This is a genomic window from Tsukamurella pseudospumae (genome assembly GCF_001575205.1).
Taxonomy (GTDB): domain Bacteria; phylum Actinomycetota; class Actinomycetes; order Mycobacteriales; family Mycobacteriaceae; genus Tsukamurella; species Tsukamurella pseudospumae.
On sequence record NZ_LSRE01000012.1, the window covers coordinates 382,271 to 404,874 of the forward strand.

24 protein-coding genes, 4 tRNA genes and 1 pseudogene are annotated in these 22,604 nt (G+C 70.1%); 17 read left to right on the forward strand and 12 right to left on the reverse strand.

All coding sequences use genetic code 11. The features are described from left to right. Positions 1-45: 45 nt before the first annotated feature. The 5 genes from AXK61_RS10690 to AXK61_RS10710 are packed head-to-tail and all read right to left on the reverse strand — an operon-like array spanning position 46 to position 3,959. Positions 46-672 carry a response regulator transcription factor gene (locus tag AXK61_RS10690; protein WP_068745213.1) on the reverse strand — a complete coding sequence of 209 codons (627 nt, stop codon included), beginning with the start codon at positions 670-672 and terminating at the stop codon, positions 46-48. Beyond that, entirely contained in the window at positions 669-1,892 is a 1,224-nt protein-coding gene (locus tag AXK61_RS10695) for a sensor histidine kinase (RefSeq protein WP_231855504.1), read from the reverse strand. Before AXK61_RS10695 ends, AXK61_RS10690 begins: the two co-directional genes overlap by 4 nt. After that, positions 1,889-2,713, reverse strand: coding sequence for an ABC transporter permease (locus AXK61_RS10700; RefSeq protein ID WP_068745216.1), 825 nt, complete (start codon positions 2,711-2,713; stop codon positions 1,889-1,891). Before AXK61_RS10700 ends, AXK61_RS10695 begins: the two co-directional genes overlap by 4 nt. Beyond that, the gene (locus AXK61_RS10705; protein ID WP_068745297.1) at positions 2,710-3,633 is read right to left on the reverse strand and encodes an ABC transporter ATP-binding protein; all 924 of its coding nucleotides are present in this window, start codon (positions 3,631-3,633) and stop codon (positions 2,710-2,712) included. The genes AXK61_RS10700 and AXK61_RS10705 overlap by 4 nt, the downstream gene beginning before the upstream one ends. A 47-nt stretch (positions 3,634-3,680) precedes the next feature. Continuing rightward, complete coding sequence (locus AXK61_RS10710) at positions 3,681-3,959, reverse strand: hypothetical protein (RefSeq protein ID WP_068745217.1); 279 nt, start codon at positions 3,957-3,959, stop codon at positions 3,681-3,683. Between the two features lie 193 nt (positions 3,960-4,152). Here AXK61_RS10710 and AXK61_RS10715 point away from each other — a divergent pair, with 193 nt between their 5' ends. The 6 genes and pseudogenes from AXK61_RS10715 to AXK61_RS24340 all read left to right on the forward strand — a co-directional run. Beyond that, positions 4,153-5,085, forward strand: coding sequence for a carbohydrate ABC transporter permease (locus AXK61_RS10715; RefSeq protein ID WP_082789298.1), 933 nt, complete (start codon positions 4,153-4,155; stop codon positions 5,083-5,085). A gap of 38 nt (positions 5,086-5,123) precedes the next feature. Then, positions 5,124-5,927 (forward strand): carbohydrate ABC transporter permease, encoded by an 804-nt coding sequence (locus AXK61_RS10720; protein ID WP_156485632.1) that lies wholly within the window; start codon positions 5,124-5,126, stop codon positions 5,925-5,927. Positions 5,928-5,968: 41 nt separating this feature from the next. Beyond that, entirely contained in the window at positions 5,969-7,282 is a 1,314-nt protein-coding gene (locus AXK61_RS10725) for an ABC transporter substrate-binding protein (protein ID WP_068745220.1), read from the forward strand. A gap of 47 nt (positions 7,283-7,329) precedes the next feature. After that, the gene (locus AXK61_RS10730; protein ID WP_068745223.1) at positions 7,330-8,400 is read left to right on the forward strand and encodes an ABC transporter ATP-binding protein; all 1,071 of its coding nucleotides are present in this window, start codon (positions 7,330-7,332) and stop codon (positions 8,398-8,400) included. A gap of 74 nt (positions 8,401-8,474) precedes the next feature. Beyond that, positions 8,475-10,010, forward strand: coding sequence for an MFS transporter (locus AXK61_RS10735; protein WP_068745225.1), 1,536 nt, complete (start codon positions 8,475-8,477; stop codon positions 10,008-10,010). Further along, positions 9,955-10,497: pseudogene (locus AXK61_RS24340) on the forward strand (TetR family transcriptional regulator); the annotation flags it as partial. The gene AXK61_RS10735 and the pseudogene AXK61_RS24340, both read left to right, overlap by 56 nt. Here the strand turns inward: AXK61_RS24340 and AXK61_RS25680 are convergent. Further along, entirely contained in the window at positions 10,472-11,728 is a 1,257-nt protein-coding gene (locus AXK61_RS25680; protein WP_068745227.1) for a glycosyltransferase, read from the reverse strand. The pseudogene AXK61_RS24340 and the gene AXK61_RS25680 sit on opposite strands and share 26 nt — an antisense overlap. A 100-nt stretch (positions 11,729-11,828) precedes the next feature. Between AXK61_RS25680 and AXK61_RS10745 the strand changes: the two genes are divergently transcribed. Continuing rightward, positions 11,829-12,248 (forward strand): VOC family protein, encoded by a 420-nt coding sequence (locus AXK61_RS10745; protein ID WP_068573124.1) that lies wholly within the window; start codon positions 11,829-11,831, stop codon positions 12,246-12,248. Here AXK61_RS10745 and AXK61_RS25980 read toward each other — a convergent pair. Next, positions 12,226-12,573 (reverse strand): HNH endonuclease, encoded by a 348-nt coding sequence (locus AXK61_RS25980; RefSeq protein ID WP_082778094.1) that lies wholly within the window; start codon positions 12,571-12,573, stop codon positions 12,226-12,228. The two genes, AXK61_RS10745 and AXK61_RS25980, sit on opposite strands and share 23 nt — an antisense overlap. Positions 12,574-12,991: 418 nt before the next feature. Between AXK61_RS25980 and AXK61_RS10750 the strand changes: the two genes are divergently transcribed. Both AXK61_RS10750 and AXK61_RS10755 read left to right on the forward strand, forming a co-directional pair. Continuing rightward, positions 12,992-13,064, forward strand: a tRNA-Lys gene (locus AXK61_RS10750). A gap of 70 nt (positions 13,065-13,134) precedes the next feature. Further along, on the forward strand, positions 13,135-13,755 hold the full coding sequence (locus AXK61_RS10755) for a YdeI/OmpD-associated family protein (protein WP_175400059.1): 621 nt from the start codon (positions 13,135-13,137) through the stop codon (positions 13,753-13,755). 12 nt (positions 13,756-13,767) lie between these two features. Here the strand turns inward: AXK61_RS10755 and AXK61_RS25360 are convergent, their stop codons facing one another. The 4 genes from AXK61_RS25360 to AXK61_RS10775 are packed head-to-tail and all read right to left on the reverse strand — an operon-like array spanning position 13,768 to position 16,157. After that, the gene (locus tag AXK61_RS25360) at positions 13,768-14,250 is read right to left on the reverse strand and encodes an SRPBCC family protein (protein WP_068573126.1); all 483 of its coding nucleotides are present in this window, start codon (positions 14,248-14,250) and stop codon (positions 13,768-13,770) included. Beyond that, the gene (locus AXK61_RS25365) at positions 14,247-14,576 is read right to left on the reverse strand and encodes an ArsR/SmtB family transcription factor (protein WP_231855505.1); all 330 of its coding nucleotides are present in this window, start codon (positions 14,574-14,576) and stop codon (positions 14,247-14,249) included. The genes AXK61_RS25360 and AXK61_RS25365 overlap by 4 nt, the downstream gene beginning before the upstream one ends. Positions 14,577-14,618: 42 nt before the next feature. Beyond that, complete coding sequence (locus AXK61_RS10770) at positions 14,619-15,719, reverse strand: class I SAM-dependent methyltransferase (RefSeq protein WP_068573128.1); 1,101 nt, start codon at positions 15,717-15,719, stop codon at positions 14,619-14,621. 51 nt (positions 15,720-15,770) lie between these two features. Next, positions 15,771-16,157 (reverse strand): DoxX family protein, encoded by a 387-nt coding sequence (locus tag AXK61_RS10775; protein ID WP_068573129.1) that lies wholly within the window; start codon positions 16,155-16,157, stop codon positions 15,771-15,773. A 77-nt stretch (positions 16,158-16,234) separates the two neighbouring features. On the opposite strand from AXK61_RS10775, the gene AXK61_RS10780 reads away from it, so the two are divergent. From AXK61_RS10780 to AXK61_RS10800, 5 genes are all read left to right on the forward strand, one after another. Then, a complete protein-coding gene (locus tag AXK61_RS10780; protein WP_068745229.1) occupies positions 16,235-17,086 on the forward strand; it encodes a sigma-70 family RNA polymerase sigma factor in 852 nt (283 codons plus the stop codon). Between the two features lie 122 nt (positions 17,087-17,208). After that, positions 17,209-17,281 (forward strand) — tRNA-Glu (locus AXK61_RS10785). 25 nt (positions 17,282-17,306) lie between these two features. Then, positions 17,307-17,383 (forward strand) — tRNA-Asp (locus AXK61_RS10790). A gap of 42 nt (positions 17,384-17,425) precedes the next feature. Then, positions 17,426-17,499 (forward strand) — tRNA-Phe (locus AXK61_RS10795). A gap of 144 nt (positions 17,500-17,643) precedes the next feature. After that, positions 17,644-18,624, forward strand: a complete 981-nt coding sequence (locus AXK61_RS10800; protein WP_139058022.1) for an LppP/LprE family lipoprotein — start codon at positions 17,644-17,646, stop codon at positions 18,622-18,624. 25 nt (positions 18,625-18,649) lie between these two features. On the opposite strand, the gene AXK61_RS10805 is transcribed toward AXK61_RS10800, so the two are convergent. Further along, positions 18,650-19,714 (reverse strand): ferredoxin--NADP reductase, encoded by a 1,065-nt coding sequence (locus tag AXK61_RS10805; RefSeq protein WP_068573134.1) that lies wholly within the window; start codon positions 19,712-19,714, stop codon positions 18,650-18,652. Positions 19,715-19,802: 88 nt separating this feature from the next. Here AXK61_RS10805 and AXK61_RS10810 point away from each other — a divergent pair, with 88 nt between their 5' ends. Genes AXK61_RS10810 through AXK61_RS10820 form a run of 3 tightly spaced genes read left to right on the forward strand, consistent with a single transcriptional unit; the run spans position 19,803 to position 22,604 of the window. Then, positions 19,803-20,789 (forward strand): alpha/beta hydrolase, encoded by a 987-nt coding sequence (locus tag AXK61_RS10810; protein ID WP_068745230.1) that lies wholly within the window; start codon positions 19,803-19,805, stop codon positions 20,787-20,789. After that, on the forward strand, positions 20,789-21,643 hold the full coding sequence (locus tag AXK61_RS10815; protein ID WP_197466789.1) for an SDR family NAD(P)-dependent oxidoreductase: 855 nt from the start codon (positions 20,789-20,791) through the stop codon (positions 21,641-21,643). Before AXK61_RS10810 ends, AXK61_RS10815 begins: the two co-directional genes overlap by 1 nt. A gap of 37 nt (positions 21,644-21,680) precedes the next feature. Further along, positions 21,681-22,604, forward strand: coding sequence for a ferritin family protein (locus tag AXK61_RS10820; protein WP_068745234.1), 924 nt, complete (start codon positions 21,681-21,683; stop codon positions 22,602-22,604).

The window sequence follows — 22,604 nt, forward strand, 5'->3', positions numbered from 1 at the left end:
CTGTGGCGCACATAACGCCTGAACGGGTCGGTACTGCGACGACGGTCACAGTATCCAGCCCAGTTCCCGGGCCCGCACGGCCGCCTCGTACCGGTTCGCGACGCCCAGCTTCGCCATCGCCGAGGAGAGGTAGTTGCGGGTCGTGCCCGGACTCAGGTGCGCGCGCCGCGCGATCTCGTCGACCGAGGCACCGTCGATGGCGAACTCGAGCACGTCGGCCTCCCGGGGCGTGAGCGGCGAGTCGCCCGCGCTGATCGCGTCGGCGGCCAACTCGGGGTCGACGTACCGTCCGCCGGCATGGACGGTGCGGATGACCTGCGCCAGCGTCGCGGCCGGTGCGGTCTTGGGGAGGAAGCCGCGCACGCCCGTCGCGAGCGCGCGCTTGAGGTAGCCGGGCCGGCCGTGGCTCGTCACGATGAGGGTCGCGGCGCCCGGGGTGCGGCGCAGCAGTTCGGCGGCGGTGTCGATGCCGTCGGGGCCGGGCATCTGCAGGTCGATCACCGCGACGGCGGACGGCAGGCCCTCCGCGGCGCGCCGCTCCCACAGCGCGATCAGCTCGGTGCCCGACGCCGCCTCGGCCGCGACCGTGATGTCGGGCTCCAGGTCGAGCAGCGCGGCCACCGCGGTCCGGATCAGGTGCTCGTCGTCGGCGAGCATCACCTCGATCGTCATGCTTCCTCCCAGGTCGCGGTCAGGACGAACTCCTCGCCCTCGCGGGCACCGTCGAGGCCCGCGCCCACGGCCCGGAGCCTGCCCTGCAGGCCGTCCAGGCCCGAGCCCTCCACCGATCCTGGTGCCGCGCGGGCCCCGTCCAGTGGCTCCGTTCGCGAGGCGGCTCGTGCGCCCTCGTCCCGTTCGGGACGCAGCACCCCGTCGTTGCGCAGGACCAGGCCCGACGGGCTCAGCGTGAGCACGGCCTGGCCCGCAGCGGAGTGCTTGACGATGTTGGTGACGCCCTCGCGGACGACCCACGCGGCGGCCTCGTGGAGGTCGGTGGGGACGTCGTCGGGGGTGCCGATGACCCGGAGCTCGCAGCCGGCCGCGGACAGCAGCGAGCGCGCGCCCGCGACCTCGGTGCCGAGGTCGATCCCGCGGTAGCCGCGAACCAGGGAGCGGGTGTCCTCCATCGACGAGACGGCCAGCGCCTTCACCTCGTCCATCTCGGCGACCGCGCGGTCGACGGCCCCCGCGCGGGCGAGGGTCGCGGCCAGCTCGCTCTTGACCGCGACCGCCGAGAAGGCCCGCCCGACGACGTCGTGCAGGTCGCGGGAGAAGCGCAGTCGTTCCTCGGCGACCTCGAGTTCCGCGGCCGCCCGTTTGCCCTCCTCCAATTCGGTGAGGATCTGCAGGCTCCAGACCGTGGTGCGCGAGGTCCACATCAACAGCACGCCGATGGCGAGCAACAGCGCGAAGAAGGCCGGAGCGTTCGTGGGGCGCAGGAGCAGGGCCGTGGCCGCCGCGGCGACCAGCAGGAGGGCCCATCGGTGCCGGACGAAGGGCAGCACCGCGCAGGTCGCCATCGCGTACGCGACCGAGCACATGACCCGCGAGCCGGCGGGATCGGCGCCGATGTGCGGTGCGATCTGCGCGCCGACGACGCCGGCTGACCACACCGCGCCGAGGCCGGCGAGCGCGAACCGCCACGCGATACGACGCTGGCGGTCGGTGGCGCGGATGGACAGGTCGGGTTGTGCCTCGATCCCCGCGATGGACGCGAGACCTGCGACGACGATGCCGATCACCGGCCAGAGCGTGGTGCCCGACGTGGCCATCATGACCACGAAGGTGATCATCACGATCTGCAGCACCGCGCGGGTGTACAGCCGGAACTTGTCGGCGCTGGACTTCGCGTGCCACCAGTCGAGGCTCTTCCCGAAGCGGGCGGGGATCACCCGCGATCGTCCCAGCGGAACCAGCGCTTGGCCATCACGAGCGCGATCACGGTCCATACCGCCAGTGTCGCAAGTGGGCGGCCGGTCTCGCCGAAGGTGGCGGCGAAGCCGAGCGGCGCGGCGTCGTCGGACATGCCGGGCGCGATGCCCGCCTGCCCGAGCCGGATGAGGTCGGAGACGGCGGCGAAGGGCGTCCAGTCGGCGACCAGGGCCAGGCGTTCCGGGAGGATCTGCCGGATGTTCGCCATGCCCGCCATCGCCACGATCATCACCGGCATCGAGGTGATCTGGGCGGCCTCGGCGTTCTTGGTGACCGCGCTGGTCGCCAGCGCCAGCAGGGTGAAGATCACCAGGCCGACGGCGAGCGCGAACACCATGAGCAGTGCGTTCACCGGGACTGGCCCGCCGGCGCCGTAGACGGCGGCGCACACGATCGCCGCGCCGACCAGGGTGAGGCCGATGCCCGGGATACCGGGGGCGGTGAGGATCTGCAGGTCCGAGGACTCGCCCGTGCGCAGCCGCTTGAGCACGCCCTCCGAGCGGCGCGTGGTGACCATCGACAGCACCGAGTAGTACTGCACGAACAGCAGCGCGAACACCGCGAACATCTCGATCGTGGTCGCCACGCCCACCGGCTTGGGCGCCTGGTCGCCGCGGGCGACGAAGAACAGCAACAAGGGGGTCCCGACGGGGAAGACGGTCCCCATGAACAGCAGGGTCTTGTTGCGGCGGAACTGCAGGTACTCGGCGTGCGCGAGGGCGCGCAGCGGGTGCCTGCCGTAGCCGACTCCGGGGCGGGTCTGGGCGGTGGCCGTGGTCATGCTCGCGCTCCGATCGGCTCGGGGGAGTGGGTCGCGTCGTCCTCGGTCGCGATGGCGAGGAAGACGGACTCGAGGGAGGGGTGACGGGCCTGCAGTCCGGACAGCGTGAGGCCGCGGTCGGCGGCCCAGTCGAGAAGGGTGTGCAGGTCGTCCTGGAGACGGTGGGTGCGTAGGGCGACGCGGCCGGCACCGTCGGGCGCCTGGTTCCAGGCGGCACTGAGGGCGGGCAGGGGCACGGCGGGATCGTCGAGGACGATCTCCGCGGGGTGGCCCTCGACGATCTCGCGGAGCGTGCCGAGCCGCGCGACGGTGCCGCGGTGCATGATCGCGATCCGGTCGGCGAGCGCCTCGGCCTCGTCGAGGTAATGCGTGGTCAGGACCATCGTGACGCCGTCGCGCTTGAGCTCGGCGAGGAGCTGCCAGGTGGCGCGGCGGCTCTCGGGATCGAGTCCGGTGGTCGGCTCGTCGAGGAACAGCAGGCGCGGCTGTCCGATGAGGGCGCACGCGAGGTCCACGCGCCGCTGCTCGCCGCCCGACAGCGCGCGCACCCGCACGTCCGCGCGGTCGGTGAGGCGGACGCGCTCGAGGACGGCGTCGGCGGTGGTCGGGTTGCTGCAGGTGCCGCGCCACATCTCGAGCGTTTCGCGGACCGTGAGCTCGCCGGGCAGGCCGCCGGACTGCAGCATGATGCCGGTGAGCGGCCGCACGCGGCGCCGGTCCCGGCGGGGGTCGAGTCCGAAGACGGCGAGCTCGCCGCCGCTCGGCTCCGCGAGGCCCTCGAGCAGGTCCAGGGTGGAGGTCTTGCCGGCGCCGTTGGTCCCGAGCAGGGCGAAGACCTCGCCGGCGCGGATGTCGAGGTCGATGCCGCGGACGGCCTCGAAGGCGTCCGCGCCGGAGCCGTAGGTCCGGCGCAGGCCCATGGCCGCGATGACGGGGTCGACGGTGGCGGTGCTCGCCTCGCCCGCGGTCACGAGCGGCCCCACTTCCGGGTGCCGAGGACCCAGCGCACGGCGAGGTGCACGGCGACGACGCCGGTGACGATCGCGGCGAGCAGCAGCGGGGGCTGCAGCAGGACCACGACGAGCGCGATGAGCACGACGGTGGCGATGATCACCGCCCCCTCCCGGGCGCGGGTAGGAGCGGGGCCGAGCCGGCACGAGTCGACGAACAGGTCGTGCAGACCGGAGGTCGACGGTGCCGGACGGTGTTCCGGACGGTGGGCGGTGTGCAGGTCGTTGGCGTTCATGTGATCAACCCTCGCCGGGTTCGGGCCGCGTCAGTAGTGCGCGCAGTCAGAGGATTCCCGCTGGTTGTCACCGGTTCCCGATGACATCTGTCATGCCGCAGGTGGCCCCCCCGCCCCGTGCGATCATGAATTCGTTACCGAATCTTTTCTCGGTTTTCGTCCGCCGGACGGGGAAGTGCAGCACGCTACGGCAGTGACCGCCACGACGGAACGGGTGGAGCCATCACCCAAGAGGGGGCTGGCCGCCGACCTGGTACCCAAGGACAACCTGCTGTTCCTGTTGTTCGTGGTGCCCAATCTGGTGCTGCTCGCCGTTTTCACGTATCGCCCACTGATCGACAACGTGCGGCTGAGCTTCCACGACTGGTCGCTCGCGAGCTCCGAGCCCGCGAAGTGGATCGGCCTGGACAACTATCGGGAGTTCTTCACCAAGGCGGAGAGCTGGCAGGTCGTCACCGTCACGCTGATCTTCACCGTGAGCGCGGTGGTGTTCTCGATGGTGCTGGGCCTGGCCCTGGCGATGTTGCTGGACCAGAACCTCAAGGGCCGCAACCTGGTCCGTTCCGCGGTGTTCGCGCCCTTCGTGATCTCGGGCGCCGCGATCGGCGCCGCCTTCTACTTCGTTTTCAACCCGCAGTTCGGCGCGGTGGCGTCGATCCTCGGCTGGTTCGGCATCGAGAGCCCGGACTTCTACCAGAGTCCCGGTTGGGCGCTGTTCCTGGTGACGTTCACCTACATCTGGAAGAACCTGGGCTACACCTTCGTCATCTACCTCGCCGCGCTGCAGGGGCTCAACAAGGATCTCGACGAGGCCGCGGCGATCGACGGGACGCCCGCCTGGCGCAAGTTCTGGCGGGTCACGCTGCCGCAGCTGCGGCCCGCCACCTACTTCCTATCGATCACGGTGCTGCTCAACAGCCTTCAGGTCTTCGACATCCTCAACATCATGTTCCCCGACGGTGGGCCGCAGAGCGGCACCACGACCATGGTGTTCGACATCTACTGGCAGACCTTCCGCAACCAGCGCGCCGGCTACGGCGCGACCATCGCCACGATCATGTTCCTCGTACTGCTGATCGTGACCGTGGTGCAGGTGCGGATGATGGACCGGGGGGACGACAAGTGAGCAGCCTGCTCAAGTCCGGACCGACGGGCAGCGTCGGGATGAAGATCGTCGGCTACCTCGGCATGCTGGCCACGCTGCTGCTGGTGGCGGTGCCGGTGTACTTCATCGTCATCACCTCGTTCAAGGACCGGCCGGACATCTTCGTTTCGCCCGCCACCTGGTGGCCGCCGACGTGGTACCCGGGCAACTACAGCTATGTCACGCAGGAGATCCCGTACTGGCAGTACCTGCGGAACTCGGCGATCATCACGCTGGTCACCAGTTCGATCAAGTTCGTGCTCGGCGTGAGCAGCGCCTACGCGCTGGTGTTCCTGCGCTTCCCGTTCAAGAAGGTCCTGTTCGTGGTGATCATCGCGGCGCTCATGGTGCCCAACCAGATCACGGTGATCTCGAACTTCGCGCTCATGGCGGACTACAAGAACACCTTCTTCGGCATCATCGTGCCGCTCGCCGGCGTGGCCTTCGGCACCTTCCTCATGCGCAACCACTTCCTCTCCCTGCCCAAGGAGATCGTCGAGGCCGCGCGGATGGACGGGGCCGGCCACCTGCGGCTGCTGTTCCGGGTGATCCTGCCGATCTCGATCCCCACGATGGTGGCCTTCGCGGTGATCACCCTGGTGAACGAGTGGAACGAGTACCTCTGGCCGTTCCTCATGTCCGACAACGCCGCGGTGGCGCCGCTGCCTGTCGGCCTGACCCTGCTGCAGAACACCGAGCAGGGCGTGAACTGGGGGCCGGTCATGGCCGCCACGCTGCTCACCGCGCTACCCATGCTCGTCGTCTTCCTGATCCTGCAACGGCAGATGATCAAGGGCCTCACGTCCGGCGCCGTCAAGGGCTGACCGGGACCACCACCGAATACGAAACACCAAGGGAGAAACTCATGGTCGACTTCACCAGGCGCGGCTTCCTCGCGACCGGACTCGCCGCCACCGCGGCCGTCGCCGCGGCGTGCGCGGGATCCGGTTCCGGCGGCGGCTCGTCGAACTCCGGCGGGGGCAGCGGCGGCGACATCACGCTGCGCTTCCTCACCAACCATCCCGGCAGTTCGAAGGCCGTGGAGCAGGAGCTGATCGACGCCTTCCAGAAGGCGAACCCCGGCATCAAGGTGGAGTTGCTCGACGGCGGCAAGGACTACGAGGAAGTCGCGCAGAAGTTCCAGACCTCGCTTTCGGGCGGCGCCAAGCCCGATGTCATCGTCGTCTCCGACGTGACCTGGTTCAACTTCGCGCTCAACAAGCAGATCGCGCCGCTGGACGAGCTGTTCGCCGGCGCCGGCCTCAAGCCCGAGGAGTACGTCGATTCGCTGCTGGCAGACACGAAGTTCGACGGCAAGCACTACGCCGTGCCGTACGCCCGGTCGACACCGCTGTTCTACTACAACAAGGACGTCTGGAAGAAGGCCGGCCTCGAGGACCGCGGCCCCAAGGACTGGGACGAGTTCGTGCAGTGGGCCCCGCGCATCCAGGACGCGATCGGCGGCGACAAGAAGGCCATCGTGCTCGCCGACTCGGCGAACTACATCGACTGGGTCTTCGAGGGCTGGAACTGGTCCAAGGGCGGCGCCTACTCCGATGGCTGGGACCTGAAGTTCACCACCCCCGAGTCGATCGCCGCGGCGAACCAGCTCAAGGAGGTCATCGGCAAGTGGGGCCGGCTGACCAGCAAGCCGGAGAACGATTTCGGCGCCGGCCTGGCCGCCGTGACCCTGCAGTCCACGGGCTCGCTCAAGACCATCAGCACCACCGCCAAGTTCGAATTGGGCACGGCCTTCCTGCCGGGCCCCGCCGGCAAGTCCTGCCCGACGGGCGGCGCGGGTGTCGCCGTGGCGGAGGGGATCTCCGCCGAGCGCAAGGCCGCCGCCGTGAAGTTCATCGAGTTCCTCACCAATACGGCCAACACAGCGAAGTTCTCGCAGGGCACGGGCTACATGCCGGTCCGAAAGGCCGCCGTCGACGAGCCCACGATGAAGGCCTTCATCGAGAAGAACCCGAACTACGGCACCGCGGTCAAGCAGCTGCCGCTGACCCGCGTCCAGGACAACGCCCGCGTCTTCGTGCCGGGCGGCGGCCGCGACATCGGGCAGGCCCTGCAGCAGATCGCGACCGGCGGCGACGCCGCGGCCGTGCTCGGTGCGCTGCAGAAGACCATCCAGGGCAAGATCGACTCGCAGATCAAGCCCAAGCTGCCGAAGTAGATTCCGGCGCAGTCGGTTTCGTACGAACTAGGAGTGACAGGAACACCATGGCAACGGTGCGTTTCGACGGTGCGACCGTCCAGTACCCGGGCGCCGAGCGGCCGTCGGTCAGCTCGCTCGACCTGGACATCGCCGACGGTGAGTTCGTCGTGCTCGTCGGCCCGTCGGGCTGCGGCAAGTCGACCAGTCTGCGGGCCCTCGCGGGCCTGGAGGCGGTCACGGACGGCCGCATCCTCATCGACGACGTCGACGTGACGGCGGTGTCGCCGAAGAAGCGCGACGTGGCCATGGTGTTCCAGAACTACGCCCTGTACCCGAACATGACGGTGGCGGGGAACATGGGCTTCGCGCTGCGCAATGCCGGTGTGTCCAAGGAGGACACGGCCAAGCGCGTGGCGGAGGCCGCCGCCATGCTCGAGCTGGAGCCGCTGCTCGACCGGAAGCCCGCGCGGCTCTCGGGCGGGCAGCGCCAGCGGGTGGCGATGGGCCGCGCCATCGTCCGGCACCCCAAGGTGTTCGCGATGGACGAGCCGCTGTCGAACCTCGATGCGCGCCTGCGCGTCTCGACCCGCTCGCAGATCTCCGCGCTGCAGCGCCGGCTCGGCGTCACCACGCTGTACGTGACGCACGACCAGGTGGAGGCCATGACGATGGGCGACCGCGTCGCCGTGCTCAAAGACGGTCTGCTGCAGCAGGTCGCGCCCCCGCGCGAGCTCTACGACGATCCGGTCAACACCTTCGTGGCGGGCTTCCTCGGCTCGCCGGGGATGAATCTCCTGACGGTGCCCCGCTCCGACGCCGGCGCCGACCTCGCCGGCGCCGTGGTGCCGGTTCCGCGCACCGTCGAATCCGGTTCGACGGTGACCGTCGGGCTGCGGCCCGAGGGACTCGAGGTGGTCGCGCCCGGCACGCCGGGGGCGGCCGAGGGCGCCGTCGCCCTGGTGGAGGAGCTCGGCGCCGAGGCTCTCGTCTACGTGAACGTGGACGGGCAGGACAAGCCCGTGGTGGCCCGGGTCGACCGCTCGACGACGCTGCGCGCGGGCGAGGAGACGGGGCTGCTCCCCGCCGCGGATCAGGCGCTGTTCTTCCACGCGGAGTCGGGGGACCGCCTCCGCTGACGACAGGGCATTGACAAACCAGGTTCTGAGAGTCACTCTCAAATAAGAGTTACTCTCGATCTGGAGGTTTCGTCATGTCCATCACCGCCACCCGGTCGTCCTGGCGGGCGCTCGGAGTGCTCTCGCTCGCCATGCTCGTCATCGGTCTGGACACGATGGTGCTCATGGTCGCCTTGCCGTCGCTGAGTACCGAGCTCGGTGCGACCACGAATCAGCTGCAGTGGATCACCACTGTGTATCCGCTGGTCCTGGGTGCCTTCATGATCCCTCTCGGCGCCCTCGGTGACAGGTGGGGACGCAGTCGACTCCTGGCGCTCTCACTGCTCGGCTTCGGTGCCGCCTCGGCGCTGTGCGCCGTGAGTACGGGGCCGGGCATGCTCATCGCCGGGCGCGCCCTGCTCGGCCTCTGTGCCGCGGCCGCGACCCCGCTGTCGATGGCGGTGCTGCCGGGCTTGTTCCCCGAGCCGGGCGAGCGACAGCGCGCCATGGGGATCTGGATGGCCTCGTCGGCGTTGGGAATGCCGCTGGGGCCGATCGTCGGAGGTGTTCTGCTGCAGCATTTCTGGTGGGGATCGGTGTTCTTGATCAACGTCCCGATCGCAATGATCGGCGCGATCGCAGTGTGGCGGATGATCCCCGATTCGCGCGGCGTCGCCACGGGCGCGCGGTTCGATGTGCCGGGTTCGCTGCTGTCGATCGTGGGCTTCGGTGCGCTCGTCTACGCCTTCACCGACGCCGGGCGCAGCGGCTGGACATCGGCGGCGTTCCTGGCGTGGCTCGGCGTCGCCGCGGCGTTCCTGGTGGCATTCGTCGTGCGCGAACTGCGCGTCGCGTATCCGCTGGTGCGCCTCGACCTGCTGCGCCGTCCGGGATTCCGCGCGGGCACGATCCTGGCGGCGATGTCCATGATGGTGCTGGCGGGGGCCACCTTCCAGTTCTCCCAGGAGTTCTCGGCGGCCTTCGGCGCCGATGCATTGGGTGTGGGACTGCGGATGCTCCCCATCATCGGCGCGCTCATCGTCGCCACACGGATCGGTGAGCCCGCGGTCCGGGCCCTCGGTCGGCGTACCGTCGCGGCCGGCGCGTGCCTGTTGCTGCTGGCCGCCTGCGTGGTCCAGGCGACGGCGGCGAGCGGCGGCTACGGCGTGTACGCGGTGATGTCGGTCCTGCTGGGGCTCGGGCTCGGCGGCCTGATCCCGCTCGCGATGTCGCTCGCGACGCTCGACCTGCACGATTCCGACGCGGGCTCGGGATCGGCGCTGCTGCAATCCTTGCGGCAGATCGCGAGCGCGCTCGGCGTCGCCGTTCTGGGGTCGGTCGTTTCGACCGCGTACCTGCAGCGGCTCGGCACCGTGGATATGCCTCGGGCGGTGCGCGCCGTGGCGGAGGACGGCGTGGTGGCGGGCACCGCCGTGGCGCGTGCCGCGGCGCCCGACGCGGTGAGCGGCATCGTCGCCGCCTACGAGCACGGACTCGCCGCGTCCGGACTGGTCGCGAGTGCCGTCTGCGTGGTTCTGGTGGCACTGTGCCTGCTGATTCCGGCACAATCGGCCCATGAGCAGGCCGACGAGGACGAGCAAGAGCGTGACGGCGTCCCTCGGACTGCGTGAGCGCAAGAAGCTCCGCACCCGCGTGACGCTGCGCAGAGTGGCCTACGAGTTGTTCCGCGAGCAGGGCTTCGAGGAGACGACGGTGGCGCAGATCGCGGAGGCTGCGGAGGTCTCGCAGGCCACCTTCTTCCGGTACTTCGCGACCAAGGACGCGCTGATCCTCGAGGACGACTACGACGCGATCCTGCTCGCGGACGTCCCGCCGATCGACCCGGGCGAGAATCTACCCGCGCAGATCCTGCGCGGTGGTGCAGACGAGTTCGAGGCCCTCGACCCGGACGAGCGCGAGATCGAGATGGAGCGCGGTCGCTTGCTCTACTCCTCGCCGAAACTGCGTGCCGCGCAGGCGCGTGACGTCGAGGCCACCGAGGAGGCGCTCGTGCGCGCGGTCCTCGACAACGTGACCGGACCGGCGGATCCGCTCGCGGTGCGCGCCGCCGTCGGCGCGATGATCGGTGCGGTCAGCGCGCTCGCTCGAGAGAATCCGGCGATGATGCTTCCGGAGGCCATGCGCGCCGTTGCGGACCTGTTCGAGGCGGGGCTACCGGTATCAGCGACCGCCGAAGCAGGGCTGTGGGATTCGGTGCGGACGTGGTCCGCAGGAACCGCCGACGGTCCGCCGTCGAACGGTGCAGGCTGAGCATCGTCTCGACCGCCCGGTCCCAGGTGTACTGCTCCGCGCGCGCCCGCGCGGTCTCGGCGTAGTCGCCCCGCGCGAGGACGGTGCGGACGGCGGCGGCGAAGGCGGCGCCGGTGTCGGCCGCCGGCAGGCCGCAATCGCCGCGCGCCACCTCGGCCAGTGCGCTGTTGCGGGACACCACGATCGGTGTCCCCGAGGCCAGTGCCTCCATCGCGCTGAGGCCGAAGGTCTCGTGCGGGCCGGGGCAGATCGCGACGTCCGCGCACGCCAGCAGGTCCGCCAGTGCGTTGCGATCCGTGAGGTGCCCGGTGAAAGCGACGGGCAGTCCCCGAGCCTGCCTGCGGAGTTCGCCGGCCATCGCACCGTCGCCGGCGATGACGAGGCGGGCGGGGACACCGTCGGCCAGCAGGGCCCGGAGGACCTCGATCCCGCGCGCGGGATGCTTCTCCATCGAGAGCCGGCAGGACTGCACGAGGAGGACGTCGGCACCGTCGGACCAGGTGGCGCGGGCCGTGCGCGTGGCGCGCGTGGGGCGGAAGGTGTCGAGGTCGACGCCGAGCGGCACGGTCTCGACGTTGGGCGCCTGCACGCGCGCGAACTCCTCGCCCGCGAAGGCCGTGGTGCAGACGACGGTGTCGTAGCTGCGGGCCGTGCCCAGGTTCGCGACGTCGGAGGCCCAGGTCGCGACGGACGACGGTGCCCCCAACTCGATCATCCGGTCCAGCCGCTCGTGGCTGATCATGATCGAGCCGATGCCGTGCGCCTTCGCCCACGGGCCCATGCCGCGCAACGTGAGCCGGTCCGAGACCTCCAGGCTGTCGGCGCCGAGCTGGGGGAGGAGCCGGCGGATCAGCACCGGGCTCGCCGCGCGGTAGCCCTCGACCCTGAAGAATTTGCGTCCCGGGACGGTGATCCGCCGGACGCCCGAATCGAGAGCCTCGTCCGCGTGTCCGCGGCCCGCGACCACGAGGGTCACGGCGTGCCCGTGGGCGACGTAGCCCGCGCCCAGTTGGTCGACCGCGGTGCGCAGCCCGCCCGAGCGGGGACCGTAGAAGTTCGCGAGCTGGACGATGTGCATGCCCGCCAGGTTGCCCGTGGGGGCGGTCGGGGGAGTGAACGTGCGGGGGTTGTTCGGCGAACTGTCCGAACGTGTCGGTGGGTGGGAGCACAATCGGGATATGACCGTACGCCTGAACCCCTACATCAGCTTCTCCGACAACGCCCGCGAGGCGCTCGAGTTCTACCGCGAGGTCTTCGGCGGGGAGCTCGAGATCTCCACCTTCGAGGGCATGCCGCCCGAGATGCTCGCCGACCCGGCCGATGCCACCAAGGTGATGCACGGCTACCTGTCCACTCCCGACGGCTTCTCCCTCATGTGCGCCGATACGCCGGCCGGGATGCCGCGCACCGTCGGTGACGATGTCTCCGTGTCGCTGTCCGGCGACGACCTGGCCAAGCTCACCGGCTGGTGGGAGAAACTCTCCGCGAGCGGTTCCGTGACCGTGCCCTTCGTACAGGCGCCCTGGGGTGACACCTTCGGCATGTGCGTCGACGGGTTCGGCGTGCACTGGATGGTCAACGCCGCGGGCGCTCAGTAGTCCGTCGCAGCCCTGCAGTTTCGTGAGGGAAGGGCCATCGATCGTTCTTTCGGGAATTGCAGGGTTTGCAGGCGGGCCTGAGATTCGACAGCATGTCCGCACCTCCCCGAGCGATCGGCTTCACGTGATCGACGGTTCGAGGCAGCGTAGTGGTGAACGGTTCGTGGCAGATCCAACAGCCAGACCACATCGACATCCGGGACTGCAACTGCTCGGCGCTGAACGGAATCGCCGGCGCACTCCGGAGTCGCGCTGTGCGCCTGTGTCGTTCACGACGTCGTCTGTCCGGCTCGCGGCTGTACCACGCACGTTTTCGCGCTTCCATCTTCTCGCGTGTCTCCGGATCCGACCGGTATTGCCTATGCAGAGCGGCAACGTGCTCCCGGTTCCGCGAGTACCACTCCCGGTAGTACTCGGACTGGGCTGCAGAACGCTCGCGGCGACGACGCTTGAACTCATCTGTTCTGCTGCGAGCGCGGTCGCGAGCAGCGGATCCTTCGGGATCACGCAGCCTCGACCGCCGCGCGCGCTCGGTCGAGGTGGTGTCCGGATGGATGAGCCGGTAGGCCCGGCTGCGTGCCGTCTGGCATCGGCGGCAGTACGGATACGGGCGCGGCCTGTTCGGGCGTTGGTAGAAACTTGAGACCGGAAGTTCCTGTAGGCAATCGATACATCGGCGAGTCTCCTCCACAGCGACCTCCGTCTCTCTAGTGCAGGCGGGCGCACTGGTACTCTCGCAACGCGCCCCCCTAGCTCAATTGGCAGAGCATCCGACTTTTAATCGGCTGGTTGTGGGTTCGAGTCCCACGGGGGGCACTCGCACTTCTCGCTCATTCTCGCGACACCCACCGACAAGTTCTGTCGGCATAAGCCCTCGGTGGGCGGCATGGGAGGGCTTCTGGTGGAGGTACTCGGATTCGTCACCGTCGACGACTGGGAGTCGTGGCTCGAGGCGCATCACGCGGAGGCACCGGAGGCGTGGCTGCGGATCGCGAGGCGGAACTCGAAGGTGCCGGGCCTGACGATCGAGGACGCGCTCGACGGTGCGCTGTGCTTCGGCTGGATCGACGGGCAGCGCAGGTCGAACGACGCCGATTCGTTCCTGCAGCGGTACTCGCCGCGGCGCCGGACCAGCTCCTGGTCGCGGATCAACGTGGAGAAGTTCGAGGCGCTGGAGGCGGCCGGCCACGTGCGGCCCGCGGGTCTCGCGCAGCGGGATGCGGCCCTGGCCGACGGACGCTGGGCGGCTGCGTACGAGTCCCAGCGCACCGCCGAGACCCCGCCCGACCTCGCCGCGGCGCTGGCGCAGGATCCGCAGGCCGCAGCGGCGTTCGAGGCCATGAGTCGGTCCGACCGCTACGCGGTGATCCTGGCCGTGCTGAAGGCCCGGACACCGCGTCGCCGCGCGGAGCTCATCGCGCGGGCGGTCGCCACCTCACGAATTCGGGCCCCGGACGCCGGAACCGGCTCGGGCGCACCTGTGTCGCACCAGGACCCGAACTCCTGACGTGCATTCCCGTCAGCGCGGCGCGTGCTCGGCCACGGAGCGGAAGCGATCCAGGTACACCGGCCAGCCGTTGGGTCCGCCGATTCCGGCGGCCGCCTGTTCCCAACCCTCGCCGTGCCGGTCGAGGTGGCGGTGCTCCACCTGCACCCGGGTCCGGGTGGCGGACTCGGCGGTGAACCGGATCTCGACCTCACTGGTCCGGGCGAGGTCGTCCTCGATCCGCCACTGCGGGCTGATGTCCCAGCTGATCGTCAGCGAATTCGGCGGGTCGACGGCGAGCACCCGCGCCCACGTGCAGATGCTGCCGTCGGTGCCCACGTCGTAGATCGTGCCGCCCACGTGCGGTTCGAGCACGGTCCGCTCGATCGGCACGGCGAGCAGATTGTGCTCGCGCGGTTTGATCTCGTCGAAGCGCTCGGTGAAGATCCGGTAGGCGTAGTCGAGTGGCACATCGACGGCGATGTCGGTCCGCACCGTGGTGTCGGTGGTCGTCATGGTTCTGGGTTCCCTTCTTCCGCATAGGCCTGTTCGGCCAGGTGCTTGAACGTGGTCAGCGTCTGCGTCCAGTAGCCCTCCAGCTCGCGGCGCATCGCATCCAGCCCGTCGGGACGGGGCCGGTAGAGCCGTTCGCGGCCCTGCTTGCGCACATCCACGAGCTGCGCGTCGAGCAGCACCCGCAGGTGCTGGGACACGGCCGGCCGGCTCACCGGCAGGTCGCGGGCGATCTCGGTCACCGAGCACGGGCCGGCCGCGACCCGGGCGAAGACGGTGCGGCGGGTCGGGTCGGCGAGGGCGGACCAGGGATCGGCGACGACGGACACAATACGTAAGCTACTACTTACGCATTGGTCCGGCAAGAGGGTTCAGGCGATCGGCTTGCGGGCGACGTAGAAGTAGTTGAAGGGGTCCGAGCGGATCTCGTGGACGTCCACCTCGGCCAGGCCTGCCTCCTGCAGCATGCGGACGGCGGTCTGCCGGCCCCACACCGTGCCGAGTCCGGCGCCGCCCGGCGTGGCCAGTGACACCGTCATGCAGTGCAGGAGGCTGATCGTGTACAGGTAGGTCGCCCACGGCAGCGTGAGGTTGTTCTCCACGCCCGACTGCGCCTTGATGTCGACCATGAGCAGCGTCCCGCCCGGGCGCAGTGCGGCGGTGATGCCCGCCAGCACGCGGTCCGGGAAGGCCTGGTCGTGGATCGCATCGAACGCGGTGACCACGTCGAAGGCGTCGTTCTCGCCGAGCGCCGAAACATCCCGGACCTCGAAGGTCACGTTCGTCAGGCCTCGGTCCGCGGCCTCCGTGCGGGCGGCGTGGACGGCCTCCGCGCTGATGTCGTATCCGACGAACCGGCTCGCCGGATAGGCCGCGGCCAGCAGGTTGACGGCGCGCCCGGACCCGCAGCCGACGTCCGCGAGCGCCGCGCCGCGCGTGAGCGCCTCGTGCAGGCCCGGCACCGTCGGGACGACGACGGTGAGCAGGCCGGCCTCGTGCGTGGCCGCGGACTGGGCGGCCATCATGGCGTGGAACTGCGGGTAGTGCGCGTAGTCGAGCCCGCCGCCGTGCCGGAAGGGTTCGCGCAGAGCGGGTTCCACGCCCGCGAGCATCGTGATCATCTTCATGGTGCGTGCCAGGTTGACGGGGCCGTCGGCGGCCGTGAGGCAGGCCGCGCGCTCGCGGGGCAGGCTGTAGCGCCCCGTGCCGGGGTCGTACTCGGCGACCTCGCCGGCGACGACACCGTCGAGCCACTCGCGCAGGTACCGCTCGTCCACGCCGGCCGCCCCGGCGAGCGTCGCGGTGTCTGCGGGGCCGACCGTGCCGAGCACGTCGAGCAGGCCCAGCTCGTCCCCGATGCTGAGCAGGAGGGCGAGCGCGGCATCGTCGAGCACGCCGACCATGCGCTTCTGGAACGCCCTGGCCGCATCCTTGTCGAAGGCGGGGCCGGTGGTCGTCGTCTCGTCACCCATCCCGCCGACGCTAGCGGCTCGGCCCGTGCCGACGTGCCGTCTTCCGGTTCTTCATCCGCCGTACGGCGCGACCGCGAACCGACCCCACGCGACGAACGCGAATGCGGCGATGAAGACGATGTCGCCGGCCATGTACGCCCACTCGTCGCGGCGCATGCGCGTCGTGGCCGCCCCCGACATGAACAGGGCGAGCCCGCACGCGGCGATCGGCGAGAGCACGGTCGCGACGCCGGTCACGGCGGGCAGGATCAACCCGAGTGCGCCGGTCAGCTTGATCGTTCCGATCGCCGTGAGGTGGCCGTCGCCGAAGTCGTCCACCCAATGCTGGTTCGCGCCGAGGGCGCGGTACCGCTCGCGGGGGAGCACGATCAGGGCCAGGCCGCCGGCGGTGAAGCCGACGGCCAGGACGGCGGTGACGATCCACAGTGCGGTGTTCATGCGATGTCCTCTCGTTACGTCCGCCCGTTCGGGCGCGTCATAGTGCTGACGGATCACCGCGTGGAAAGGTAACGACGATGGATCGGCTCACCCTGGCGGAGCAGTTCGAGGAGCATCGGCCCAGGCTGCTCGCGGTCGCGACGCGCGCGCTCGGCGCCCGCGCGGACGGTGAGGACGTGGTGCAGGAGGCGTGGTTGCGCCTCGACCGGTACGACGGTCCGCCGATCCGGAACCTGGGCGGTTGGCTCACCCGGGTGGTCGGACGGATCTGCATCGACGTCCTGCGGTCCCGTACCGCCCATCCCGAGACCGACCTCGACGACGCCGACCCGGTGGTGACCGAGGATGTCGACGGCCCCGAGGACGCTGCGGTGGCGGCCGACACCGTCGGGCTGGCACTGATGGTGGTGCTCGAGTCCCTGCGGCCCGAGGAGCGCCTCGCGTTCGTGCTGCACGACCTGTTCGCGGTGCCCTTCGCTGAGATCGGGCCGGTCGTGGGGCGATCGGCGGACGCGGCGAAGATGCTGGCCAGCCGGGCCCGGCGGCGGGTTCAGGAGCAGCCGCTGCCCACGGTTCGGCGGCAGCGGCGGGAGGTGGTGGACGCCTTCCTCACGGCTGCGCACGGCGGCGATTTCGAAGCGCTGCTGCGGCTGCTCGACCCCGAGGTCGTCTGGTCGCGGCGCACGGCCCGGGGGAGGGTCGTCTCGGTCGGTGCGGACGAGGTGCTGTCGTTGGCCCGGCGCGGCAGCGGCGCGGACATCGTGGCGAGGAGGGTGAGCGTGAACGGCGAGCCGGGGATCCTGGTGTGGTCGCGGTCCGGTCGGCCACTGGCGCTGATGGCGTGCACCGTCGTCGACGGGCGGATCGTCGAACTGGATTCGATCGTGGACTCGCGGCGTCTGGCCGGCATGGACCTGCCCGCGCCGTGATCGGCGGTATCGGCACTCTGACCTGGCGATTTGGGAACTGGGTGGAATGTGCCATAAGCTATCCCAGCTCCCAACGGAACACGGAAGCGGTGCGGAGAGCGGCTTCAAGTCGCCCGAAGCGAGCCCCCTTCGTTTAGTGGCCTAGGACGCCGCCCTTTCAAGGCGGTAGCGCGGGTTCGAATCCCGTAGGGGGTACGTCGCAAGACGAAAAATTGCATATGGCCCTGTGGCGCAGTTGGTTAGCGCGCCGCCCTGTCACGGCGGAGGTCGCGGGTTCGAGTCCCGTCAGGGTCGCCATCCGAGTTCGTAAGAACTCGGCGGTGACGGTTTTACCGGCACGGCCAGGTAGCTCAGTTGGTACGAGCGACCGCCTGAAAAGCGGTAGGTCGCCGGTTCGATCCCGGCTCTGGCCACAAGCAAAACCCCCTGTTCGCAGGGGGTTTTCTTGTGTCCGGACCGGGTACGTCTCCGCCCCGGGCGTAACGTCGGCGATCTCATTGCCGAACCGAACTACAGGAGGGCGCCGTCCGGCGCGCGAGAGTGGTTCAGGGGTGGACATGATCAGATCGGCAGGAATCGTGGCGGTCGTCGTCGCGGCGACGGTACTCACCGCGTGCGGCGGAGGCCAGCCGGCGAAGTCGGGCGAGGCACCGTCGCCCCTGACGGACTCCGCGTCCGCCGGGCAGGGCGGCACCGTCGTCGCGCCCGGAACCGGAAGCGGTGGGGCGGACCCGGCCGGCGGTGGATCCGGTGGCGGCGGCGCGGGCGGCGGCTCGGCCGCGCCGGTGACGGCGGGTGGGGGAGCGTGCGTGGACCTGTCGTCGCCCGCGGTCGCCAAGGCCGTGGCCGGCCTACCGCGTTTCCGCGGCATCGGCTACCGGGCGACCCGCGGCACGGACGCGAAGCTCGGCTCGTGCCCCTCGTTGCTGTGGGTGCACGCGGACCTCGAGGGCGGCACGGGCAGCTCGCCCGAGTGGGACCTGTTCTTCGACCGGAAGGGCTACCTCGGCACCGCCACGGACAGATACACCAGCTTCACCGGATTCTTCGGCAGCACCGACACGTCGGTGGCGCTCCAGTACCGCTGGCTCAACCCGGGCGACGCCACGGCCGGACCGTCGGGTGGACCCGTGATCGTCACGTACACGCTGTCCGGGCGCACGGTGACGCCCGACAAGGCGGTCCCGTCCCAGGTCTTCGACGGTGGCGCCACGACGACCACCGCGTCCACCTCCGCTGCTCCGACGGTGGCTCCCGCGCCGGTCTCGCACTGCTCCGAAGCGACGCCGGAGACCCTGCGCACGAACGCCGAGATGAACTGGGGCGCACAGATCGTGAAGCCGTTCACCGTCGACGCGATCGTGTGCGCCGACGAGTGGGCGACCGCTCGTATCCCTGCCCGCGAGGCGTACCCGCAGAACGCCCGGCTGCTGTTCCACTACACGGGCGGCGGCTGGAGCGGCGTGGCGTTCGGCAGCGGCTTCTCGTGCACCGACAAGGGGGTGCCGGCGGCCACGGCGGCCAGGCTCGCCTGCTGACCGGGGCCCGGTCCCGAATCCTCGGTCAGTCGAACTCGACCTCCAGCTCGTCCGCGCGGGGGAGCGATTGGCAGGCGAGGCGGACGCCGTTGCGCAGCTCGTGGTCGTCGAGGGTGTCGTTGACCAGCATGTGCACCTCGCCGCGGCGCAGCGTGAAGGCACAGCCGCCGCAGTTGCCCTCGCGGCAGACGTAGGGCGCGTCCAGTCCCCGGTCGAGCAGGGTGTCGAGCAGGACCTGTTCGCGCGGCCAGGCGACGATGGTGGTCGCGCCGTTGAGGTCGACGACCACCGTCGCGGCACCGTCCGACGATGCCCCGCCGGTCGGCGCGGCGGCCGCCCCGGTATCGACCGCGAAGGGGTCGCCGGTCAGCGACGCGAAGGCCTCCCGGTGGACGCGCGCACCGTCGATCCCTGCGAGGGCGGCGGCCTCGGTGGCCGCGTCCATGAAACCGGCGGGTCCGCACAGGTAGGCGGACGTCGCGGCCGTCGGAGCGGGCATCAGCCGCGCGAGGCCGGCCGCGGTGGGGAGTCCGCGTTCCGACTCCAGCCAGTGGGTGACCGTGAACCGATCGCCGTGCGACTCCTGCAGCTCTGCGAGCGCGGCGGCGAAGATGATCGACGACCGATCCCGGTTGGCGTAGACGAGCGTCACGGGCGTCGTGGACGCCGCCAGCGCGTCCCGGAGGATCGACATCACGGGGGTGATACCGCTTCCGGCGGCGGCGAGGACGAGGCGATCCGGCGCGTCGCGCACGGTGAAACGCCCGCCGGGTGCCAGGGATTCGAGGATCATTCCTTGCTTCGCGTTGTCGCACAGCCAGTTCGAGGCGTAGCCTCCGGCCGTCCGCTTGACGGTGACCTTGAGGTGATCGTCGATTCCGGGGGTGCTCGAGAGTGAGTAGCAGCGCGGCGCCCACCGCGTGCCGTCCTCCGGTGTGCCCGGGACGCGCAGGGTGAGGAACTGCCCGGGGGTGTGGTCGAGGCGCCCCTCGGTGGGATGCGCGAAGACGAGGGAGACCGCGTCGGGGGTCTCCTCGATCACGTCGATGATCTCGAGCGGATGCGACCGTGCGGCCGCCGGTGATTCCACGGTGTCCTGCTCCTTCGTCGGGTTCCCGGACGCTACATCGCCAACTGTGCCATTGACAACTGGCGCGATTGCTGATGGTGTGTATGTCATGCGAACAACGACTCCGGCGCCGCCGGTCCCGTCGGCCTCGACGTCGCGGTCCGACGCCGCGGCGTTCCTGACCCGCTACGGACTCGGCGTCACCAGTGGCCTGATCCCCATGAACGCGGTCGGCATCCGGATCGCGCGCGGGCTCATCGCGTCGATCATGGGGGCGCTCGGCTCCGCCCCCGGCGGTACGACGGTGACCGCCGTACGGACCCCGGTGCGCGGGGAGTGGGTGCTCGGGTCGGGCGTGACCCACGGCCGACGCGCGGTCTACTACGTGCACGGCAGTGGGTACGCGATCTGCTCGGCGCGCACGCACCGGAGTCTCGCCGCGCGGCTGTCCGAGACCACCGGACTGCCGGTGTTCGTCGTGGACTACCGCCTCGCACCCGAGCATCGCTTCCCGACCGCCGCAGGCGATGTCGCAGCGGGCTTCGCCTGGCTGCTCACCCAGGGCTACGCGGCCGACGACCTGATCATCGCGGGTGACTCCGCGGGTGGGCACCTGATCGGTGACCTGCTGCTGCACCGCGCGGCCACCGAAGAGGCGCAGCCGGCCGCGGCCGTCCTCTTCTCGCCGCTCATCGATCTCACCTTCACGCTCGCCGCCCGGCAGGAGCGCGTCCGGCGCGACCCCGCCATCTCGGCGGCCGCGGCCAGGCGCCTCGTCGACCTCTACACCGTCGGGGTGGATCCGGCGCACCCGCGGCTGCGGCTCGACTTCCGGCACGCGGATCGGCTCCCGCCCTTCCTGATCCAGGCCGGCGGTGCCGAGATGCTGTCCGCCGACGCGCGCCACCTCGATCATGAGCTGCGCGCGCACGGCGGCGCCAGCACGCTCGAGATCTGGCCCGGTCTCATGCACGTCTTCCAAGCGTTGCCCCGGCTCGCCCCGGAGGCCGACGCCGCGCTCCTGCGGGTGCGCGACTTCCTCGTGGCGCTCGACGGCGCCCCCACCACCACTCTCCCCGATTCGGAGGCCTCCTGATGTTCGGCATCGACCGGCTGCTGCACCACCTCGTCCGCGACCCGATCACCTCGGACGCGAAGGCCGTCGTCACCGGCGCCGGCAGCGGCATCGGCCGCGCCTTCGCGCTGGAACTCGCCCGCCGTGGCGCCGAGGTCGTCTGCGCCGACATCGACGAGGGGCGCGCGAAGGAGACCGTCGGGCTCGTGCAGGCCCGGGGCGGGACGGCGCACGCCGTCGTCGTCGACGTGGCCGACCGGGCCGCCGTCGAATCCCTCGCGGCGTTCGCGCGCACCGTCTTCGACGGTCCGCCCACCCTCGTGATCAACAACGCGGGCGTCGGCATCGGCGGCCGCCCCGTCGGCGACATCGGGCTCGACGACTGGGACTGGGCCCTCGGCATCAACCTGTGGGGCGTGGTACACGGCTGCGAGCTGTTCGCGCCGATGCTCCGCGAGGCGGGCCGCGGCGGCATCATCAACGTCGCCTCCGCCGCCGGCTTCGCGGCCGCGCCGTCGATGGGGCCGTACAACGTCTCGAAGGCCGGGGACATGTCCCTGTCGGAGACCCTCGCCGCCGAGCTGGCCGGGACCGGCGTGACCGTGACGGTGCTGTGCCCCACCTTCGTCAAGACCAACGTCGCGCGCGACGGCCGGATCACCGAGGGCAGCAAGAACCTCGCCGGCACCCTCATGAAGCTCACGGGCATCTCGCCCGACGGGGTCGCCGCGCAGACCCTCGACGCGCTCGACCTCGGCCGCCTCTACGTGGTGCCGCAGCTCGACGCGAATGTCATCTGGCACCTCAAGCGCCACTTCCCGACGCCCTACGTGCGAGGCCTCGGCCTGCTCACCCGGCTCCTGCCCTCGTCCTGACGCCGATCGTCACCCGCCACCGAAAGGAACAGCCGCCATGGCCATGGATCTCGACAACATGCTGCAGATGATCAAGGACCGGCAGTGGGCTCTCGCCGACATAGACTGGGACGCCCCCGGTGCCGAGCTCATCGACCCGGAGCTGCACGCCAAGCTCAAGCCCTTCCTCTCGGATCTGATGTGGATCGAGAACGTGGGTGCCCGCGGCTTCGCGGCCATGGCGCGCAAGGCCCCGACCCCGACCCTCAAGAGCATCTACGAGCACTTCCACGCCGAGGAGCAGAAGCACGCCAACGCGGAGCTCGCGCTCATGCGCCGCTGGGGCATGCTCGACGACGACGAGATCCCGTCGCCGAACATCAACGTGCAGCTCGTGATCAACTGGCTCGACCAGCACTCGGACGGCATGTCGCTCTCATTCCTCGGCACCGTCATCCCCATGCTCGAGGTCGCGCTCGACGGCGCCCTCATCAAGTTCATCACCGACGAGGTGCAGGATCCGATCGCGCAGGAGGTGTTCAAGCGGATCAACGCGGACGAGTCCCGGCACCTGGCCGTCGATTTCGAGGTCATGGACATGCTGGGCCACGCGGACCTGCGCAAGCGCACCATCGACTTCGTCGGCGGCTGGGTCAAGCCCTCGCTGCTCATCGGATTCCTCAGCTACGTCCCGCTCTTGAACAAGATGCGCGACAACATCGTGGAGATGGGCGTCGACGAGGAGCGGCTGTACGGCGCCATGAAGCGCTACCGCGCCGCCGGCGACCGCAGCGAGTACATCAAGCGGCTCCCCATGTTCCGGGTGGTGGCCTGGCACGGAGGCTGGGTGATCAACCGCGCCAACCGGCTGTACCACGTGCCCGCGGACACGCTGGTGAAGGCGACCGCCCTCATCCCGTTCCCGCTGGTGCACCGCACGCCGACCTGGTCGCAGGAACTGACCTACGAGCCCACCGCCTGA

Excerpts from the sequence above, each read along its gene's own strand:
- AXK61_RS10775 (WP_068573129.1), bottom strand. The coding sequence starts at position 16,157 with ATGAACACCGCACTGTGGATCGTCACCGCCGTCCTGGCCGTCGGCTTC.
- AXK61_RS10745 (WP_068573124.1), top strand. The coding sequence starts at position 11,829 with ATGACCGTACGCCTGAACCCCTACATCAGCTTCTCCGACAACGCCCGC.
- AXK61_RS10705 (WP_068745297.1), bottom strand. The coding sequence starts at position 3,633 with ATGGGCCTGCGCCGGACCTACGGCTCCGGCGCGGACGCCTTCGAGGCC.
- AXK61_RS10755 (WP_175400059.1), top strand. The coding sequence starts at position 13,135 with ATGGGAGGGCTTCTGGTGGAGGTACTCGGATTCGTCACCGTCGACGAC.
- AXK61_RS25360 (WP_068573126.1), bottom strand. The coding sequence starts at position 14,250 with ATGACGACCACCGACACCACGGTGCGGACCGACATCGCCGTCGATGTG.
- AXK61_RS10730 (WP_068745223.1), top strand. The coding sequence starts at position 7,330 with ATGGCAACGGTGCGTTTCGACGGTGCGACCGTCCAGTACCCGGGCGCC.
- AXK61_RS10700 (WP_068745216.1), bottom strand. The coding sequence starts at position 2,713 with ATGACCACGGCCACCGCCCAGACCCGCCCCGGAGTCGGCTACGGCAGG.
- AXK61_RS10710 (WP_068745217.1), bottom strand. The coding sequence starts at position 3,959 with ATGAACGCCAACGACCTGCACACCGCCCACCGTCCGGAACACCGTCCG.
- AXK61_RS10820 (WP_068745234.1), top strand. The coding sequence starts at position 21,681 with ATGGCCATGGATCTCGACAACATGCTGCAGATGATCAAGGACCGGCAG.
- AXK61_RS10735 (WP_068745225.1), top strand. The coding sequence starts at position 8,475 with ATGTCCATCACCGCCACCCGGTCGTCCTGGCGGGCGCTCGGAGTGCTC.
- AXK61_RS10725 (WP_068745220.1), top strand. The coding sequence starts at position 5,969 with ATGGTCGACTTCACCAGGCGCGGCTTCCTCGCGACCGGACTCGCCGCC.
- AXK61_RS10800 (WP_139058022.1), top strand. The coding sequence starts at position 17,644 with ATGATCAGATCGGCAGGAATCGTGGCGGTCGTCGTCGCGGCGACGGTA.
- AXK61_RS10690 (WP_068745213.1), bottom strand. The coding sequence starts at position 672 with ATGACGATCGAGGTGATGCTCGCCGACGACGAGCACCTGATCCGGACC.
- AXK61_RS25980 (WP_082778094.1), bottom strand. The coding sequence starts at position 12,573 with ATGGAAGCGCGAAAACGTGCGTGGTACAGCCGCGAGCCGGACAGACGA.
- AXK61_RS10815 (WP_197466789.1), top strand. The coding sequence starts at position 20,789 with ATGTTCGGCATCGACCGGCTGCTGCACCACCTCGTCCGCGACCCGATC.
- AXK61_RS10810 (WP_068745230.1), top strand. The coding sequence starts at position 19,803 with ATGCGAACAACGACTCCGGCGCCGCCGGTCCCGTCGGCCTCGACGTCG.
- AXK61_RS10770 (WP_068573128.1), bottom strand. The coding sequence starts at position 15,719 with ATGGGTGACGAGACGACGACCACCGGCCCCGCCTTCGACAAGGATGCG.
- AXK61_RS10720 (WP_156485632.1), top strand. The coding sequence starts at position 5,124 with ATGAAGATCGTCGGCTACCTCGGCATGCTGGCCACGCTGCTGCTGGTG.
- AXK61_RS10780 (WP_068745229.1), top strand. The coding sequence starts at position 16,235 with ATGGATCGGCTCACCCTGGCGGAGCAGTTCGAGGAGCATCGGCCCAGG.
- AXK61_RS25680 (WP_068745227.1), bottom strand. The coding sequence starts at position 11,728 with ATGCACATCGTCCAGCTCGCGAACTTCTACGGTCCCCGCTCGGGCGGG.